The organism is Streptomyces sp. NRRL B-1347, from assembly GCF_000720325.1.
Classification (GTDB): Bacteria; Actinomycetota; Actinomycetes; order Streptomycetales; family Streptomycetaceae; genus Streptomyces.
This window is the reverse complement of record NZ_JOJM01000001.1, coordinates 152,846-169,008: the sequence shown is the minus strand read 5'-3', so window position 1 is coordinate 169,008 and position 16,163 is coordinate 152,846. Positions and strand designations below refer to the sequence as shown.

Genomic DNA, 16,163 nt, shown 5'->3' with positions numbered 1-16,163 from the left:
CACCGGGAACTCAGGCCCCGCTCTCCGGGGCCGCGGCAGGACGCATCCGGAAGTCGTAGCGCCGTGGCACCGGCACCCCCGGTGCCACCGCCGCCCACAGCTCGCCCAAGCCCTCGTCCCCCTCGCGCAGATCCGCCACCTCGAAGCCCTCGTCGAGCACCGCGCGCGCCCCGGCCGCGTCCCCCTCCGCGACCAGGAGCCTGACGTCGAGCAACCGGAAGCGCCCGAGCTCCCGGACGGCGGGGCCCAGCCGCCGCCAGACCCCGCGCGCCGCCTCCGCACGGCCCACGGCGAGGAGCGCCTCGATCGCCTCCCGGCCGAGCGCCGCTCCCACGGCCCCCGCCGCCTCGGTCTCGCCCAGGTCCGCGAAGGCCTCCTCGTACCGGTCGGCGGCCCGCTCCCCGTGCCCCGACTCCAGGTCGGCCACCGCCAGGCAGCGCAGCAGCGGCCAGCGCACCGCGGCCCGTTCGAGCCCGCGCTCCCAGCTGCGCTCCGCCTGCGCCCGGTCCCCCGCGTGCCACTGCGCGACCCCGAGGTGGTACTCGGCGTGCGGCCGCGCGGGCGCCGTCTCCAGCATGTCCCGCCAGTGCCGGGCGACGAGCGTGGGCCCGGGCGCCCCGGTCCCGGACGGCTCCGGCACCGCCCCGGACCGCAGCAGTTCGAGCCACGGCTCCTGCTCGGGCCCGAGCGTGGCCTCGGCGAACGGCGTGCCCGGCAGCTTGTACTCGCCCCGCAGCACTTCGAGCGCGCCCCAGCCGGAGCCGACGGCGAGCGTCTCCCCCGGCTCGTCGTCGGCGTACGGCAGCCACCGCTCGTACGCCGCGTCCACCGCCGACGGCGGCAGCGCGTCGGCGAGCCCCGCCTCGGCCGCCGCGCGGGCCGCCGCCCAGTCGTCCCCGTGCGCCACGTCCGCGGGGAGCGACAGCGGACCGTACGACTCCAGCCAGGCGACCTCGCTCTCCGCGTCGAGCCGCACGTGCTCCAGCTGCGTGCGCGCGAGCCCCGCCTGGATCTCCGCGTACCCGCCGGAGTCCTGCCCGGTCAGCCACTCCTGCCAGCGCCGCCCGCCGCTGCCCGCGCCCCACCGGAACTGCTTGCGCCCGCGCAGCGCGGCCGTGGACGTCTGGACGAGGCCGTGCCCGTCGGCGTCGAGCGCGGCTATCCAGCGGCGCGCGCCGTCCGGCACGTCGTAGAAGTGGTCGGCGGCGTACGGGCCGTGGGGCTCGGGCACCGGCACCCGGGAGAGGGCGCGCGCGTAGTCGTACCGCCAGGCCTCGGCGGCGGGCGCGAGCACCCTGCGCTCCTCGGGCACGGCGGTGTTGGACCACCAGTAGACGGGCACGGGCTTCTCGTGCGGATTGCGGATCCGCACGCCCACATGCAGGAAGTCGGAGTCCTCCGGCAGCCACAGGTCGACCTGGAAGGGCACGTCCCGCAGCCGCTCCCACTCCCACAGGCGCAGCATCGGGCCGCCGTCGGGCGCGGTCACGACGGCGGCGTGCAGGGGCGCGCAGGACAGCGCGGTGTGCCCGGTGGCGCCGATGTTCCACTCGATGCCGCCCGCGTACCAGGCGCCGTTCAGGGCGAAGCACGCGGGCTGGAACACCTGGTTCCGGTACAGCAGTTCGCGCCCGGTCGGCTTGTGCACGAGCGAGTGCACGCGACCGCCCATGCCGGGCAGGACGGTGGCGCGCAGCCGCTCGTTCTCCAGGACGAGCACGTCGAAAGAGGTGGCCGTACGCCGTCTGCCGTAGCCGTCCCGCAGCGGCGCGGGCAGGACCGAGCGCAGCGGCTCGTAGCCGAGTTGGCGCGCCATGTCGCGCGGCAGCCCCTGCCGCGCGCTGTCGTCGACCCGGTGCGGCTCGCGCGGAAGGCGCAGCGGCGGCAGCGGGTTGTCCGGGCCCAACGCGGCGGCGGGCAGGGTCAGTACGTCGCGTCGCACGGTCGTCGCCACGGCGGTCTCCTCAGGTCATCGGGTCGTTGACCATGGAACACGCTGAACGCCGCCCGGACCAGAGGCCCTGCCCGCTTCCCGTGAAGCCGAGAGCGATCACGCGTCGGCGAAGGCCGCCACCACGACGTCGGTGAGCACGTCGCCCGCCGTGCCCTCGGGGTCGAGGTCCGGGTCGTAGATGGTGACGTTGAGCCCGACGCAGCGCGGCGAGCGGACCAACGGCCGCAGCAGCGCGAGCAGTTCGTCCGGGTGCAGACCGTCCTCGTCGGGGCTGTCGACGGCGGGCATCACGGACGGGTCGAGCACGTCGGCGTCCAGGTGCACCCAGAAGCCGTCCAGGGCCTCGTGCTCCAGGGCGACGACGGCCGAGCGGGCCACGTCGGCGGCGCCCCACTGCCGCAGTTCGCCGACGGTCACGGTCGGGATCTTCAGCTCGCCGAGCTCGGCGCGGTCCTCGTCCTCGTCGCGCATGCCGAAGATCCGTACGTCCTCGTCCTTGAGATAGGGCCGCAGGCCTTCGAGGTCGGTGAGGTCGTCCTGGCCGCGCCCGGTGGCAAGGGCCAGCTCCTCGCCGCCCGCCGCGCCGATCCGGTCGGAGTTGCCCGGGTGCCGGAAGTCCGCGGAGGCGTCGATCGCCGCCAGGCCGTAGCGCCCCAGGCGGCGCAGCGCGAGGGACGCGCCGAGCTGGATGGAGCAGTCGCCGCCCAGGACGAGGGGCAGGTCCCCGGCGCGCAGATGGTGCTCGATGCGGTCGGCGAGCCGGGGCGTGTACGCGGCGATCGCGGCCGCGTTGAACACGCCGTCGCCCTCCTGCCAGTCGCCCCGGTCGTAGCGCGGCGGTACGACGACGCCTCCCTCGAAGGCGTTCAGGCGCCGCAGGATGCCGCGCTCGCGCAGCGCCCCCGCGAGTTTGTAGCAGCCGGGCACGGTGCCCGGGGCGGGCGGGCGCAGGCCCAGGTTGGAGGGCGCGTCGATGACCACGATGTTCCGCATGCGGTCCATCCTCCGCGACACGGGCCATCGCCTTCAATGGCCCTGACCGTGGCCGACGTCACGGCCGGTATCACGTCCCGCGGGGATCGGCGCCCGCCGCGCGGTCGGCCTGCGACGCGGCCCGCATCTCGGTGGTCAGCGCCCACCGCTGGTGGTCGCGCCACGCCCCGTCGATGAACAGGAAGTCCGGCGAGAAGCCCTCCAGGCGGAAGCCCTGGCGGCGGGCGAGCGCGATCGACGCGGCGTTCCCGGGCTGCACGTTGATCTCCAGGCGGTGCAGGCGCAGTTCGCCGAACGCGTGGTCCACGACGAGCCCGAGGGCCTCCCGCATCAGGCCGCGCCCGGCGGCGTGCGCGAACACGCCGTAGCCGAGCGCCCCGCAGCGGAAGCCGCCCTGGACGATGTTGTTCACGTTGATGAACCCGGCGATCGCGCCCGAGTCCCGCTCGCAGACCAGGAACCCGGCCTTGGTGGGGTCCTCGACGAGCGTGCGCGCGTACGCCGCGTAGGTCTCCTCCGTGGTGGGCGGGAACAGCCAGGGCCGGTGCAGCTCCTGGCTCTCCCGCGCCCGGGCCGTGAACTCGGCCCCGTCGGCGGGGGTGAAGCCGCGTATCCCCACACGGGGGCCTTCGGCGAGGTGGCGGGGGCTCGGCTGGCGCATCCGCCCCACGTTACCGGGGTGCCCGGCTCACTTGCGCCGTCGGACGAAGTAGGCCCCGCACACCGCGCCGATCACCGCCGTGCCGAACAGTGCCATCCACAGCGGCATGGTCACCTCGGGGATCAGCAGCCGGATCTTGGTGCTGCGGGTGTTCTCGAAGATGAACACGAGGGTGAGCAGGGCGATGACGGCGACGGTGATCCTGCCGGGCGTCATCAGCCCGGCCGCGCCGCCCTTCGAGGGACTCTTGGAGCCGCCCGTGGAACTGCTCATGGCGGGACCCTTCCGTATCCGTCGCAGCGCCGGCCGCTGCCCGTCCCGTCAGGATGGACAGCGGTCGGCGCACGGCGCACGGCGGGTGACGCGGGCGGGTGGGTCCGTGGGCCGAACGGGTGACTTCCGCTACGTCACGGGCAGCCGCAGCACCCCGGTGTCGCCGGGCGCGCTGGTCACCGTCACCGGCTTCACGCCGCGGTTCCCGCCGTACGCCCCGTCGCTGGCCGCGATCACGAACCGCAGCCGGTGCCCCTTCTCGTACCGGTGCACGATCCCGGGCAGCCGGACCGTGAACGGCTTCCGCACGTCCGGCACCCGCACCGGCGCCACGAGGCGGTGGACCAGGGTCTGCTTGCCGTCCGGCGCCACGTCGTACAGCTTCGCGAACAGCACCAGCTTGTCGGCGGCGTCAGCGGAGCGCTGCGCCCGCTCGGCGCGGGGCGAGTGCACCTCAAGGGTCGCCTCGGGCGCCCCCACGACCTCGACGGACCTCTTCAGCGGCGCGGTGGTCCAGCCGAGGTGGGTGCCCTCGGTGTCGTACGGCGCCGGATCGGGCAGGCCCGCCATCCCGGCGACCGAGCGCTCGGAGTGGCTCGTGGGCAGCAGCCCGTTGCGGTACGTCCGGCTGCCGGGCGTCACGCGCGCGGGGTCGTCGACGAGCTTGCCGTCGCCGGAGAGGTACAGCTCCCGCCGGTCCGCGGGGAGCTGCGACGCGGTGGCGTAGGTGTGCTCCGGGTCCTTGATCCAGTCGCGGTAGTAGGCGAAGTCGGGCCCGGTGTCCGCGCTCTCGTCGTGGCGCAGATAGCGGTCGAACCACGCCAGGATCCGGCGGCCGACGTACGTCGACTCCAGGTCGCCCTTGGCCAGGTCGAGTTCACCGGCGGCGGGCTTTTCCATGCCGCCGCTGTGCCCCCAGGACTGCCAGATCATCTTCGCGGTGGTGCCGTGCTCCTTGAGCGTGCGGTACGTCGCCTCCGCCTCGTTCAGGTTGAACAGCGTGTCGGCCTGGCCCTGCACAAGCAGCGTCGGCGCCTCGACCCGGTCGAGGTACGACACCGGCGACACGCTGCGCGCGTACTCCAGCATCCGCCGTGTCCTGTCCGCCGGATAGCGGCCCGAGTTGAGCGTGCGGATGGTCTCGCAGGCCCGGGTGACGAAGTGCAGACAGTCCAGGGAGTTGATCCGGGACGGGTCGAGGTTCGGCACGAGCAGGGGCTGCCCCTCGCCGACGAGGTAGAAGCCGTTCATCCACTGCCACTTGGCGGCGCCGGGCACCTCGCGGCCCCCGGCGGTCCGGTCGACGGCGTTGTTCGGGTCGAGGGAGTAGACGAGGTCGTGCCAGGTGATCAGCGGGACGAGCGCGTCGACGCGGTGGTCGTCGGCCGCCGTCGCCAGCTGGACCGCGCCGCCGTACGACGCGCCGACCATGCCGACGCGCGGGTCGCCCGGGGCGTCCTCGACCACGAAGTCGGCCCGGGTGCCGTCGGCGGCGGCCCGCTCACCGGCGAGGAAGTCCAGGAGCCCGGAGGCCGCCCGGCCGTCGATGCCGGGGTCGTCGAGCGAGATCAGGCACCCGGACTTGCCGAAGCCGAGTCCGGAGTACACGAGCCCGACGTAGCCGCGCTCGGCGACGATCTTGCCGATGGCGGCCGTGGCGGCGTCGTCCTTGCTGCCGCCGAAGCCGTTGGTGGCGAGCACGGCGGGCGCGGGGTGCGCCCGGTCCACGCCCCGCGGGCGGTACAGATCGGCGTCCACGGTGCAGCGCCGCTCCCCCGCCGTGACCGTGAACGTAAGGGGCGTGACGGTGAACCGGCCGCTCCGGGCCCCGCCACGCTCCCCGGCCCCGGACGCGGGCGCGGCGACGAGCAGGGGCGCGGTGAGCGCGGCGGCGGCGACCAGCGCGAGCGGCGTCCGCAGTCTCACCCGGCCGCCCCTTCCGGGTGCGGCGCCACCCCTCGGTGAGGCTGCGCGGAACGACGACACGGCATGACGGAACAAGACGGCCTCCACGGTGTGGGCGTCCGACCACCGCCCGGCAGACACCGGTGCGCGCTCGTACGGAGACACGCGTCATGCGGGGGCAACGCCCGTGGCACTGGATTCTTGACGGCAATTCAGCGGACGGGACGCACGCCACACGTGCTCGCGCGCTCCCTAAGCGAGCGCGGGTATGTCCAAGGTCAACGTCCCCGCGTCCGCGTCCAGGCGCCCCGGTATCCCGAACGGCACCGTCAGCGCCCCGTCACAGTGCCCGAACCCGAACTCCTCCACGACCGGCACCCCCAGCCCCTCAAGCCGCTCGCCGAGGAGCGGCCGCAGCCTCTCGTACGACTCGCACTCCGCCCACGACCCGAGCGCCACCCCGGCCACGCCGCCGAGCCAGCCCGCCCGCGTCAGCTGGGTCAGATAGCGGTCGAGGCGGTAGGCCTCCTCGCCGGTGTCCTCCAGGAGCAGCAGCCCGCCGCGCGCACCGGTCCGCGCGCCCGCCGCGCCCACGTCGGCCGCGAGCAGTGAGAGGCAGCCGCCGAGCGTCACCCCGCGGGCCCGCCCGCCCACCAGCGGCCTGCCTCCGGAGGCGATCACCCGCACGGACTCCGGCTCGAACAGCGTGGCCCGCAGGTGCTCCTGCGCCCGCGTGTTCTTCAGGAAGTCGGATGCCGCCACCATCGGGCCGTGCAGCGTCACGAGCCCCATGCGGCACGCGAACGCCTCGTGCAGCGTGGTGATGTCACTGAACCCGAGGAACACCTTGGGCCCCGCCGCCCGCATCGCGTCCCAGTCGAGGAGGTCGACCATCCGCGCCGCCCCGTACCCGCCGCGCGCGCAGAACACCGCCGCCACCGACGGATCGCACCAGGCGCTCTGCAGGTCCCGCGCGCGGTCCTCGTCCGTGCCCGCGAGGTAGTCGAACCGCGGGTGCGTGTCCCGGACGTGGGGGGCGGCCACGGGGTCCAGGTCCCAGCCGCGCAGGAGGTCCAGGCCCGCCGCGAGCCGGTCCTCGGGGACGGGTCCGCTGGGCGCGACGACCGCGACCCGGGCGCCGGGGGCGAGCCGCGCGGGCCGCGTCAACGGCTCGACGACCGCGCTCACTTGGTCAGCTCCAGCGTCGGCAGACCGCCCGCCGGATCGATCCTGAACACCTGCGCGTACAGCGACAGCTCCGCTTCGAGGGCCCGGACCAGGGTGTCGGCCCGCCGGAAGCCGTGCCCCTCGCCCTCGAAGGCGATGTACGCGTGCGGCACCCCGCGCCCCTCCATCCGCGCCAGGAACCGCTCGCACTGCGCGGGCGGACAGATCACGTCGTCCAGGCCCTGGAGCAGCAGGAACGGCGCGGTGACCCGCTCGGCGTGCCGCACCGGCGAGCGCTCCTCGTACCGGCCCGGCACCTCGTCGGGCGGCCCGATGAGGGTGTCCAGATAGCGCGACTCGAAGTCGTGGGTCTCCCCGTCGCTCCAGGACGTCAGGTCGAGGACGGGGTAGATGACCGTGCCGCAGGCGTACACGTCCGTCGTCGTCAGGGAGCTCGCCGTGGTCCAGCCGCCCGCGCTGCCGCCGCGGATCGCCAGGCGCGCGGGGTCGGCGGTGCCCTCCTCGGCGAGGGCGAGGGCGACGGCGGCGCAGTCCTCGACGTCGACGACGCCCCACTGCTCGCGCAGGCGGTCGCGGTACTCCCTGCCGTAGCCCGTCGAGCCGCCGTAGTTGACGTCGGCGACGCCGATGCCGCGCGAGGTGAAGTAGGCGATCACCAGGTTGAGGACGAGCGGCGCCCGCGAGGTGGGCCCCCCGTGCGCCCACACCACGTACGGCGGCAGTTCGTCGTCGGGGGCGAGGTGGCCCGGGTGGTGCGGCGGGTACACGTGCGCGTGGATCTCCCGGCCGTCGGGGCCGAGGAACGTGCGGATCTGCGGTTCGGGGTAGTACGTGGGGTCCACCGGGTCGTCGTGCGCCGCGCCGATGACCCGGGCACGGCCGGTGCGGGTGTCCAGCTCCACCACCTCGTACGCGCTGCGGGGGCTCGCGGCGACGCCGATGACCCGGGTGCCGCTGACGGCGACCGAGGCCGACCACTCCGTCCAGGGCCCGGCCGCGTCGACGACCTCGCCGGTCTCCGGGTCGAGGACGCCGAGCGCGGTGGCGCCCGTGCCGTGCACGACCGCGACCAGGCCGCTGTCCAGCGGCGCGAACCAGCTGAGGCCGAGCTGCCACAGGGGCCCGCCGAACTCCTCCTCGCGCGCGCAGAGCGCGACGGGGCTGCCGTCGAGCGCCGCGCGGTACAGGTTCCACCAGCCCGTGCGGTCGCTCGCGAACAGCAGCCGCCCGTCCGGCGCCCACTCGACCTGCGCGATCGACTCCTGCGGGCCGCCCGCGAACCGGCGCGCGCCGCCGAAGGTGCCGTCCGCGCCGACCTCGGCGACCATCAGCTCCGTGCCGTCCCAGGGCATCCGGGGGTGGTCCCAGGCGAGCCAGGCGACGTGCGCGCCGTCCGGTGCCAGGCGGGGCCCGGTGACGAACCGATGGCGCCCGTCGGACAGCTCCCGCACCGCGGCCCGGTCCCCGGCGGCCGAGCCGTCGAGGGGCACGGCGGCGAGCACGCGCCGCACGTCGGTCTGCCCCTCGCCGGTGAACTCCTCCAGGACGCACCACACCTCACCCCGGTCGAGGTGGATCCGCGGGTCCGCCCAGCGCAGCCCGCCGCCCACGTCCGACACCGGGGTCAGGGGTCTGGGCTCCGCCCCCGGGGCGTCCGGCTCGTAGGCGTACAGGCGCTGGTCGGCGAAGTGCGTGAACACGATGAGCGGGCCGCGCGTGCTGTCGGGGTCGTGCGGGCCGCCGGGGCGCTCGGCACCGGTCCAGGGCAGGCCGCCGTACTCCATGACCCGGCTGCGCACGTTCCACGGAGCGGGCAGTACCGACTCCTCCCGGCCGTCGGGGCGGCGGCGCAGCAGCGCGCGCCGACCACCCTCCAGCGGGCGCGGTTCCGTCCACCACGCCTCGCCCCCGACGAAGCCCGCGAAGGCGGGGTGGCCGTCGTGCGCCGCGGCGAGCCCGGCGTCGATCGGGGACAGCCACGAGCCGTACGGCTTGGTCAGCGCCATGTCGATCATCTCCCCCATAGTCCGTTCCCCCAGTGGTCCTTCAGGTGCTCCGTCGGCCGGTCAGGCCGTGCGCAGATACCGGTCGAGTACCCGCGTGCCGAAGTGCAGAGCCTCGACCGGCACCCGCTCGTCAACCCCGTGGAAGAGCGCCTGGTAGCCGAAGCCTTCCGGCGTCCGCAGGGGCGAGAAGCCGTAGCCCCGGATGCCGAGCCGCGAGAACTGCTTGGCGTCCGTGCCGCCGGACATGCAGTACGGCACGACGCGGCCCTCGGGGGCGAACTCGGCCACGGCCGCGCGCATCCTGGCGAACGTGGACGTGTCCACCGGCGCCTGCAACGCCACCTCCCGGTGATGGAACTCCCAGTCGACGTCCGGTCCGGTGAGCCGGTCAAGGGTGGTGCGGAACTCTTCCTCGCCGCCGGGCACGAATCTGCCGTCCACATAGGCGGTGGCCTCACCCGGGACCACGTTCACCTTGTAACCGGAGCGGAGCATCGTGGGGTTGGCGCTGTTGCGGACCGTGGGCTCGACCAGGCCGGCGGTGGGGCCGAGCTTCTCCATGAAGCCGTCGACGTCGAAACCGGGGGCGTCCGGGTCGGCCTCGAGGCCGTAGATCCCGGCGAGCTCCACCAGGGCCGCCCGCACCGTGGGGGTGAGCCGCACCGGCCAGCGGTACTCCCCGATGCGGTGGATGGCGGCAGCGAGCCTGCTGACCGCGTTCTCCTTGTTGACCTTGGAGCCGTGGCCCGCCGTGCCGCGCGCGGTGAGCTTGAGCCAGCCGGTGCCCCGCTCCCCCGCGGCGATCGGGTACAGCTGATTGCCCCGGCCGTCGTGGAAGGTGAACGCGCCGGACTCGCTGACGCCCTCGGTGCAGCCCTCGAACAGCTCCGGGTGCTCGTCGGCCAGGAAGCCGGAGCCGTCGCGGGCGCTGGCCTCCTCGTCGGCGGTGAACGCGATCACGATGTCGCGCCGGGGCCGCACTCCGGCGCGCGCCCAGCCGCGCACGACCGCCAGGATCATCGCGTCCATGTTCTTCATGTCGATGGCGCCGCGGCCCCAGACGACGCCGTCGCGGATCTCGCCGGAGAACGGGGGCACGCTCCAGTCCGCGGCCTCGGCGGGCACCACGTCGAGGTGGCCGTGGAGCAGCAGGGCGTCGGCGCCCGGGTCTGTGCCCTCGATGCGGGCGACCACGTTCGTCCGGCCCGGGGTGCGCTCCAGGAGCGTGGGCTCCAGGCCGGTCTCGGCGAGCAGCGCCGCGGCGTACTCGGCGGCGGGGCGCTCGCGGCACTCGCCGTCACCGCTGTTGGTGGTGTCGATGCGGATGAGATCGGAGGTGAACCGGACGACCTCGTCCAGAGCTTGGGAGTCCACCTGCTCAGCCATACTGTTCCTCCACCGCGGCGGAGGCGATCGTGGTGACCGCCTTGAACGTGCGAATGCCTTCGTACATGGTCTCGCTCGTGTACGCGACCTTCCGCTCCGCCACGCGCCGCACTCCCGGAACCACCGTCGCGGCCATCGACAGGTGCTCGGCGTCGAACTCGACCTCCACGGTGAACGGGCCGTCCGCCACCGGCTCGTGCCGCACGGCGAGGGACGCCGCCTCCTTCGCGGCGGCGCGGATGTCGGCGGCGGTGCGGGCCGGGGTGCGGCACACCGCCGCGTACCGCGACACGTGGTCCTTGACGGCGACCTTCAGCGCGCCGGGCGCATAGCCGAGGGCGTCCTCGCAGGCCAGGTCGTCGCCGGTGACGAGGACCACGGGGACGCCGAACTCGGCCACCACGTGGGAGTTCAGCAAGCCCTCGCTGGCCCGGACGCCGTTGACCCACACGCCCGTGATCTGGTTGGCGAGATAGGTGTGCGCGAGGACGCCCTCCATCCCTGCGCCCGCGTGATAGCCGATGAAGGCGATGCCGTCCACGGCCTGGCTGCCGCCGTGCTGGACGCCCTCGACCATGGAGAGGTCCTTGTGGCGGCCGGTGAGCATCTGGACGCGCTCGTCCAGCTCTTCGAGCAGGAGGTTGCGCATCGTCCAGTGCGCCTCGTTGACGAGCACCTCGTCGGCGCCGCCGTCGAAGAAGCCGAGCACCGCCGCGTTCACATCAGAGGTGAACATCGACCGGCACCGCTCCCACTGCGGCGTACCCGGCAGCACGTCAGCCGGCCAGGTCACACCTGTGGCGCCCTCCATGTCGGCGCTGATGAGGATCTTCATGACACGCCGTCCCGTCGCAGGTCAGGAGTGTTCGGTCGACACCGTGACAGCAGTTCGCGACAACGTGCGGCAGTGACGGGGATCTTCATGCCCTGCCACGTTACGGGGTGGCGCGAAATCCTGCTACGAGGAGCGGCACCGACTCGGGGGGCATCTCTGCATTGGGACCTTCCGGGGCACTTGCCACCCCGCACCACCCGGACGGACCGCGGCGACTACCAGTGACCCCAGGTCCGTGACCCGGTCCAGGCCAGGAGAGTACGCCGCTCATAGCGTGGCGCATTATTCAGCATTCTTGCGTTTTGCGAATGTTATCCAGTTACCCCCGCACGGGGGGCAACCATGATCAATGCCACATCAAGGCCGCCCGATAAACCCCTAATGCCCGTACGACCCAGCCAAACCAGGGACCTTCGCTGCATAGGGTCGTCGCCTGATTACCCATTAAGGGAATCTTCATCTTTGTGTCTGAAACGGGTTCAGTATGTGGAGACGCGCGCGCTCGCGCGGAGTTACAGGGACGCTGACAGGGCTCTTGACCGGAGCCTTGTTGGCGGGTGCCGCACCGGTCGCGCAAGCGGATCCGGCTGCGCCAGGTGAGACGGCAACAAGAACCACGAGTACAGGCACACCTGACGGGGCGGCCACGACAGAAGCCGCTCAGGACGAGGCGAAGCGCACCGGCAAGCCGGTCGAAGTGACGTCCATGCGCGGTGAGTCGAGCGATGTCTACGCCACCGCTGACGGGAATCTGGAAGCTCGGGAGTATGTGCGTCCCGTACGGGCCCGGGTGGACGGCGGCTGGAAGTCTGTCGATACCGGTCTTGTGAAAGCCGCAGATGGCGCGGTGGCTCCGAAGGTGACCACGGTAGGGCTGGAGTTCTCCGGCGGTGGGGACGAGCCGCTGGTACGGATGACGAAGGCCGGCCGCGAGCTTGCCCTCTCCTGGCCTGAGAAGCTGCCCGAGCCCACGCTCGACGGCAGTACTGCCACGTACGAGAACGTGCTGCCGGACGTAGACCTGCGGATGGGAGCGCAGGAGGACGGTTTCACCCAGCTTCTCGTCGTCAAGTCCGCCAAGGCGGCCGCCAGCCCGGAACTCGCCGCGGTGCGGCTGAAGCTCGCGGCCGACGGCATGGACGTGAAGGAGACCGCCGAGGGCGGACTCGAGGCGTCGGACAAGGGCGCGCAGGGAGCGGTGTTCGAGGCCCCGCGTCCGATGATGTGGGACTCAAGCCAGGGCGACGCCCCGGCCAAGCAGAAGACCACCGGGACGCGGGCCAAGGCGCTGCGCAGTGCCGCCCAGCAGCAGACCTCGGAGCCCGCAGCGGCGGAGTCCGGCAAGCTCGCACCCGTGGGCGTGGAGGTCCCCGAGAGCGGCAAGGAGCTGGTGCTGACCCCGGACGAGGACGTGCTGAAGGGCAAGGGCACGACCTATCCGGTGTTCATCGACCCGCAGTGGTACTCGCCGCGGACGTCCGCGTGGACGATGGCGTCGAAGTACTGGGCCGACTCGCCGCAGTGGAAGTTCAACGGCGAGAACAACGCGGGCATGGGGTACTGCAACTGGTACTACTGCATGCCTCATGACACCAAGCGGCTCTTCTACCGCATTCCGGTGTCGAAGTTCGCGGGCAAGTCGATCCTCTCGGCAGAGTTCGTGGTGAGGAACACTTGGTCGGCTTCCTGCTCGGACCGCTCGGTGGAGCTGTGGCAGACCAAGGACATCTCCTCGTCGACGACGTGGAACTCGCAGAACGCTTCCGGGTTCTGGAAGAAGGAGCTGTCCTCTAAGTCCTTCGCCCACGGAGCTGAAGGCTGTGCGGCCAAGGACGCGGAGTTCTCGGTGAAGTCGGCCCTGCAGTCCGCGGCCGACGACAAGGCGTCGACGATGACGTTCGGCCTGCGGGCCGGCAGCGAGTCCGACGCGTACGGCTGGAAGCGCTTCTCGGACAAGGCGTTCTTGCGGGTGAAGTACAACCGCCCGCCGTCGCAGCTGAAGATGGCGCAGCTGCGCATGGAGTACGGAGGCGTCTGCGCGAAGCCGGGCAGCGCACCGCGGGTGAGGACGCTCGGGAAGATCCGGGCCAAGAACGTGAAGGACCCCGACGGGGACAAGGTCTCGGTGCAGTTCCAGGCCAAGTGGGATGCCGGCAACGGCAAGACCGGCAGCTGGAAGCCGGACCGCACCACCTTCAAGAAGTCCGGTTCTGGCTTCTCCGTCAGCCTGCCCGGGTCGATTCCGGAGAACAAGCAGATCAATTGGTACGCACGGGTCTACGACGGGGCTCAGTACTCGCCGTGGTCCTACGCGGGAGACCCGACCGCCTGCTACTTCATCCACGACACCAAGGTCCCCAAGGGGCCTTCGATCACCTCGGGCGACTACCCGGCCTCCGACTCGGAAGACCCGGAGGACCCGTGGTACGACGGGGTGGGCAAGTACGGGAAGTTCGAGCTGAACGCCGCCGAGAAGGACGTGACGTCCTACCGGTACGGCATCAATGTCAACCCCAGTTCGAAGAACAAGATCACCACAACGGGCGGTGCGGCCAAGACGCTGTCGGCGCTGCCTGCCGAGGCGGGTCCGAACTTCATCACCGCGCAGTCCTTCGACGCGGCCGGCAACGGCAGCGAGATCCATACGTACGAGTTCCGGGTCAAGGCAGGCCAGCCCGACCGTGCCTCCTGGTCGCTGGACGAGCCCAAGGGAGCGAGCGAGGCCAAGGGATCGACGCCCCCGCGCACCGCGCAGCTGCACGGTGGGGTCACACCGGGGGCGACCGGTGCGCGCGGCTCGGCGGTGTCCTTCAACGGCACCGACGGCTACGCCGCCAGTGACCTTCCGGTCGTGGACACCAGCCGCGGCTTCGCCATCTCGGCGTGGGCCAAGCTGTCGAAGATGCCCGAGGGCGCCGCGGTGATCGCCACCCAGCCGGGCAACCACAGCCCGGGCTTCGAGCTGTACTACACGCAGAAGTACGACCGGTGGGCGTTCAACCAGTACAAGTCCGACACCCCTGACGCGGGCATCGCCCGGGTCATGGCGGACAAGCCCGGCGGCGTCAGCGTGGACAAGTGGACGCACCTGGTGGGCTCCTACGACTCGGCGCGTGACGTCCTGGAGCTGTACGTGGACGGCAAGTTGGTCGGCAAGACCGCATACGCCGATCCGTGGGAGGCCCGCCGCGGCTTCCAGCTGGGTGCCGCTTCCTACAGCGGTACGCCGTCGGCCTTCTTCCCCGGTGCGATCGACGAGGTACAGCTGTTCGACAAGCCGCTCGCTCAGGACGAGGTCGACAAGCTGCGCGTGCACGAGAGCGCCGGTGACCCCGGCCGCCCCGCGGTCGCGGTCTTCGACCTGGACGAGAAGGCGGACGCGAAGGAGATCACCGGCTACGGCGGCGTGCTTCCGGCCGCATACCAGGGCGGCGTCACCACCGGCGTGAAGGGCGTGACGGGCAAGGCGGCCAAGTTCAACGGCAGCGACGGCTACGCCCGGATCGGCAAGAACAGCGGCCCGCACGTGAACACCTCGCGCAGCTTCACCGTCTCGGCCTGGGCCAAGCTCAGCAGGAAGCCGGACGGGGCAGCGATCATCACCGCGCAGGCAGGAAAGAAGGCGCCCGGTTTCGAGCTGTACTACTCCTCCGCCTACAACCGGTGGGCGGTCAACCAGTACTCCTCCGATGCCGCTGACGCCAAGCCCATCCGGGCCATGCAGGCCGACGACGACCAGGCCTACGTCGGTGAATGGGCCCATCTGGTGGGCGTGCACGACATGGTCGCCGACACTCTGACGCTGTACGTGAACGGATCCGAGGCCGGCTCCACCAAGCTGGCCGGAGCGTTCTACGCCGACCAGTCCATGTACATCGGTGCCGGTTCCTACGACGGGCAGCTCAAGAACCACTTCCCCGGCACCATCGACGACGTGCGCCTGCTGGACCGGCCCGTATCGGCCGACGAAGTGCGGCAGATGTTCAAGCAGCGCCCGCTGGTCAAGGGCCGCTGGAACTTCGAAACCGTGACCGGCACGAGCTCGGCCACCACACCGGACTCCTCCGACGAGGACCGGCCGCTGAACCTGCACGGCGGCGCCAAGGCCGGCGAGGGAATGGTCGACGATCACGGCCTGGACCTGAACGGCACCAGTGGCTACGCCGCGACCAGCGGCGCACCGGTGGGGACCAGCACCAGTTACACCGTGACCGCCTGGGCCAGGGCGGCCGCGCTTCCCAAGCGCCAGGTCGCGCTGGTCAGCGCGGAGGGCAACCGGCAGAGCGCGTTCACCGTGCGCTTCGTGCCCGACAAGAAGGACCCCGAGGGCTTGGGACGCTGGGAGCTGGCCATCCCGGACAAGGACGACTCCGACGCCTCGGTCAAGAGCATCGCCCACACCGAATTCACCGACGCGCGGCTGTGGAATCACCTCGCGGTCGTCTACGACGGGTTCTCCAAGGAAGCCCGCCTGTATGTGAACGGAGCGCTGCAGGAAGTCGCATGCGGCGATGCCGACGGTGACGGCGAGGCTGACGAGTCCGGCTGCCAGGACCTCGTCTCCTGGTCGGAGGACACGCTGGCCTTCAAGGCGACCAAGTCGCTCCAGGTCGGCCGCACCAAGACCGACGGCGCATCGGGAGAGTACTTCCCCGGAACCGTCGATGACGTGTGGGTCTTCCAGGGTGCTCTGTCCGACGCCCAGATTCAGCGGATGGAGAACCGAACGATGGACGTTCCGACCGAGGTCCCCACGGACGACTGAGCCGACCGCTCGCACGGTGGGCCCCGCGTGCCGGGGCCCACCACCCGTACTTCATTTCTGTTCCTGTTCAACGTCACCGACCCTGCCCGCATGCGGCGGGCAGTCAGGCATGCCGCCCTACCGACGGCATACAAGGGATCTGAATCACTCAATGAACGGCATATCCAGACCACGCCGTGGCCACAAGGGGCTACGGC

10 protein-coding genes are annotated in these 16,163 nt (G+C 71.9%); 1 reads left to right on the top strand and 9 read right to left on the bottom strand.

Annotated features, from left to right (window positions below; translation table 11 throughout):
• Positions 1–10 precede the first annotated feature (10 nt).
• From IG74_RS0100730 to IG74_RS0100690, 9 genes are all read right to left on the bottom strand, one after another.
• A complete protein-coding gene (locus tag IG74_RS0100730; protein WP_030667726.1) occupies positions 11–1,954 on the bottom strand; it encodes a DUF5107 domain-containing protein in 1,944 nt (647 codons plus the stop codon).
• 96 nt (positions 1,955–2,050) lie between these two features.
• Entirely contained in the window at positions 2,051–2,947 is an 897-nt protein-coding gene (locus IG74_RS0100725; protein WP_030667723.1) for an arginase family protein, read from the bottom strand.
• A gap of 70 nt (positions 2,948–3,017) precedes the next feature.
• On the bottom strand, positions 3,018–3,608 hold the full coding sequence (locus IG74_RS0100720; RefSeq protein WP_037824137.1) for a GNAT family N-acetyltransferase: 591 nt from the start codon (positions 3,606–3,608) through the stop codon (positions 3,018–3,020).
• A 27-nt stretch (positions 3,609–3,635) separates the two neighbouring features.
• The gene (locus IG74_RS0100715) at positions 3,636–3,881 is read right to left on the bottom strand and encodes a LapA family protein (RefSeq protein ID WP_030667718.1); all 246 of its coding nucleotides are present in this window, start codon (positions 3,879–3,881) and stop codon (positions 3,636–3,638) included.
• A 129-nt stretch (positions 3,882–4,010) separates the two neighbouring features.
• Positions 4,011–5,807, bottom strand: coding sequence for a CocE/NonD family hydrolase (locus IG74_RS0100710; protein ID WP_030667715.1), 1,797 nt, complete (start codon positions 5,805–5,807; stop codon positions 4,011–4,013).
• Between the two features lie 231 nt (positions 5,808–6,038).
• On the bottom strand, positions 6,039–6,974 hold the full coding sequence (locus IG74_RS0100705; RefSeq protein ID WP_030667712.1) for a S66 peptidase family protein: 936 nt from the start codon (positions 6,972–6,974) through the stop codon (positions 6,039–6,041).
• On the bottom strand, positions 6,971–8,998 hold the full coding sequence (locus IG74_RS0100700) for a prolyl oligopeptidase family serine peptidase (RefSeq protein ID WP_030667710.1): 2,028 nt from the start codon (positions 8,996–8,998) through the stop codon (positions 6,971–6,973). The genes IG74_RS0100705 and IG74_RS0100700 overlap by 4 nt, the downstream gene beginning before the upstream one ends.
• Before the next feature lie 42 nt (positions 8,999–9,040).
• Entirely contained in the window at positions 9,041–10,366 is a 1,326-nt protein-coding gene (locus IG74_RS0100695) for a M20/M25/M40 family metallo-hydrolase (protein ID WP_030667708.1), read from the bottom strand.
• Entirely contained in the window at positions 10,359–11,201 is an 843-nt protein-coding gene (locus tag IG74_RS0100690; RefSeq protein WP_030667705.1) for a M55 family metallopeptidase, read from the bottom strand. The genes IG74_RS0100695 and IG74_RS0100690 overlap by 8 nt, the downstream gene beginning before the upstream one ends.
• Positions 11,202–11,907: 706 nt before the next feature.
• Here IG74_RS0100690 and IG74_RS0100685 point away from each other — a divergent pair.
• Positions 11,908–15,966, top strand: a complete 4,059-nt coding sequence (locus tag IG74_RS0100685) for a LamG-like jellyroll fold domain-containing protein (RefSeq protein ID WP_030667702.1) — start codon at positions 11,908–11,910, stop codon at positions 15,964–15,966.
• Positions 15,967–16,163 lie beyond the last annotated feature (197 nt).

Excerpts from the sequence above, each read along its gene's own strand:
- IG74_RS0100725 (WP_030667723.1), bottom strand. The coding sequence starts at position 2,947 with ATGCGGAACATCGTGGTCATCGACGCGCCCTCCAACCTGGGCCTGCGC.
- IG74_RS0100720 (WP_037824137.1), bottom strand. The coding sequence starts at position 3,608 with ATGCGCCAGCCGAGCCCCCGCCACCTCGCCGAAGGCCCCCGTGTGGGG.
- IG74_RS0100715 (WP_030667718.1), bottom strand. The coding sequence starts at position 3,881 with ATGAGCAGTTCCACGGGCGGCTCCAAGAGTCCCTCGAAGGGCGGCGCG.
- IG74_RS0100700 (WP_030667710.1), bottom strand. The coding sequence starts at position 8,998 with ATGGGGGAGATGATCGACATGGCGCTGACCAAGCCGTACGGCTCGTGG.
- IG74_RS0100695 (WP_030667708.1), bottom strand. The coding sequence starts at position 10,366 with ATGGCTGAGCAGGTGGACTCCCAAGCTCTGGACGAGGTCGTCCGGTTC.
- IG74_RS0100690 (WP_030667705.1), bottom strand. The coding sequence starts at position 11,201 with ATGAAGATCCTCATCAGCGCCGACATGGAGGGCGCCACAGGTGTGACC.
- IG74_RS0100685 (WP_030667702.1), top strand. The coding sequence starts at position 11,908 with ATGCGCGGTGAGTCGAGCGATGTCTACGCCACCGCTGACGGGAATCTG.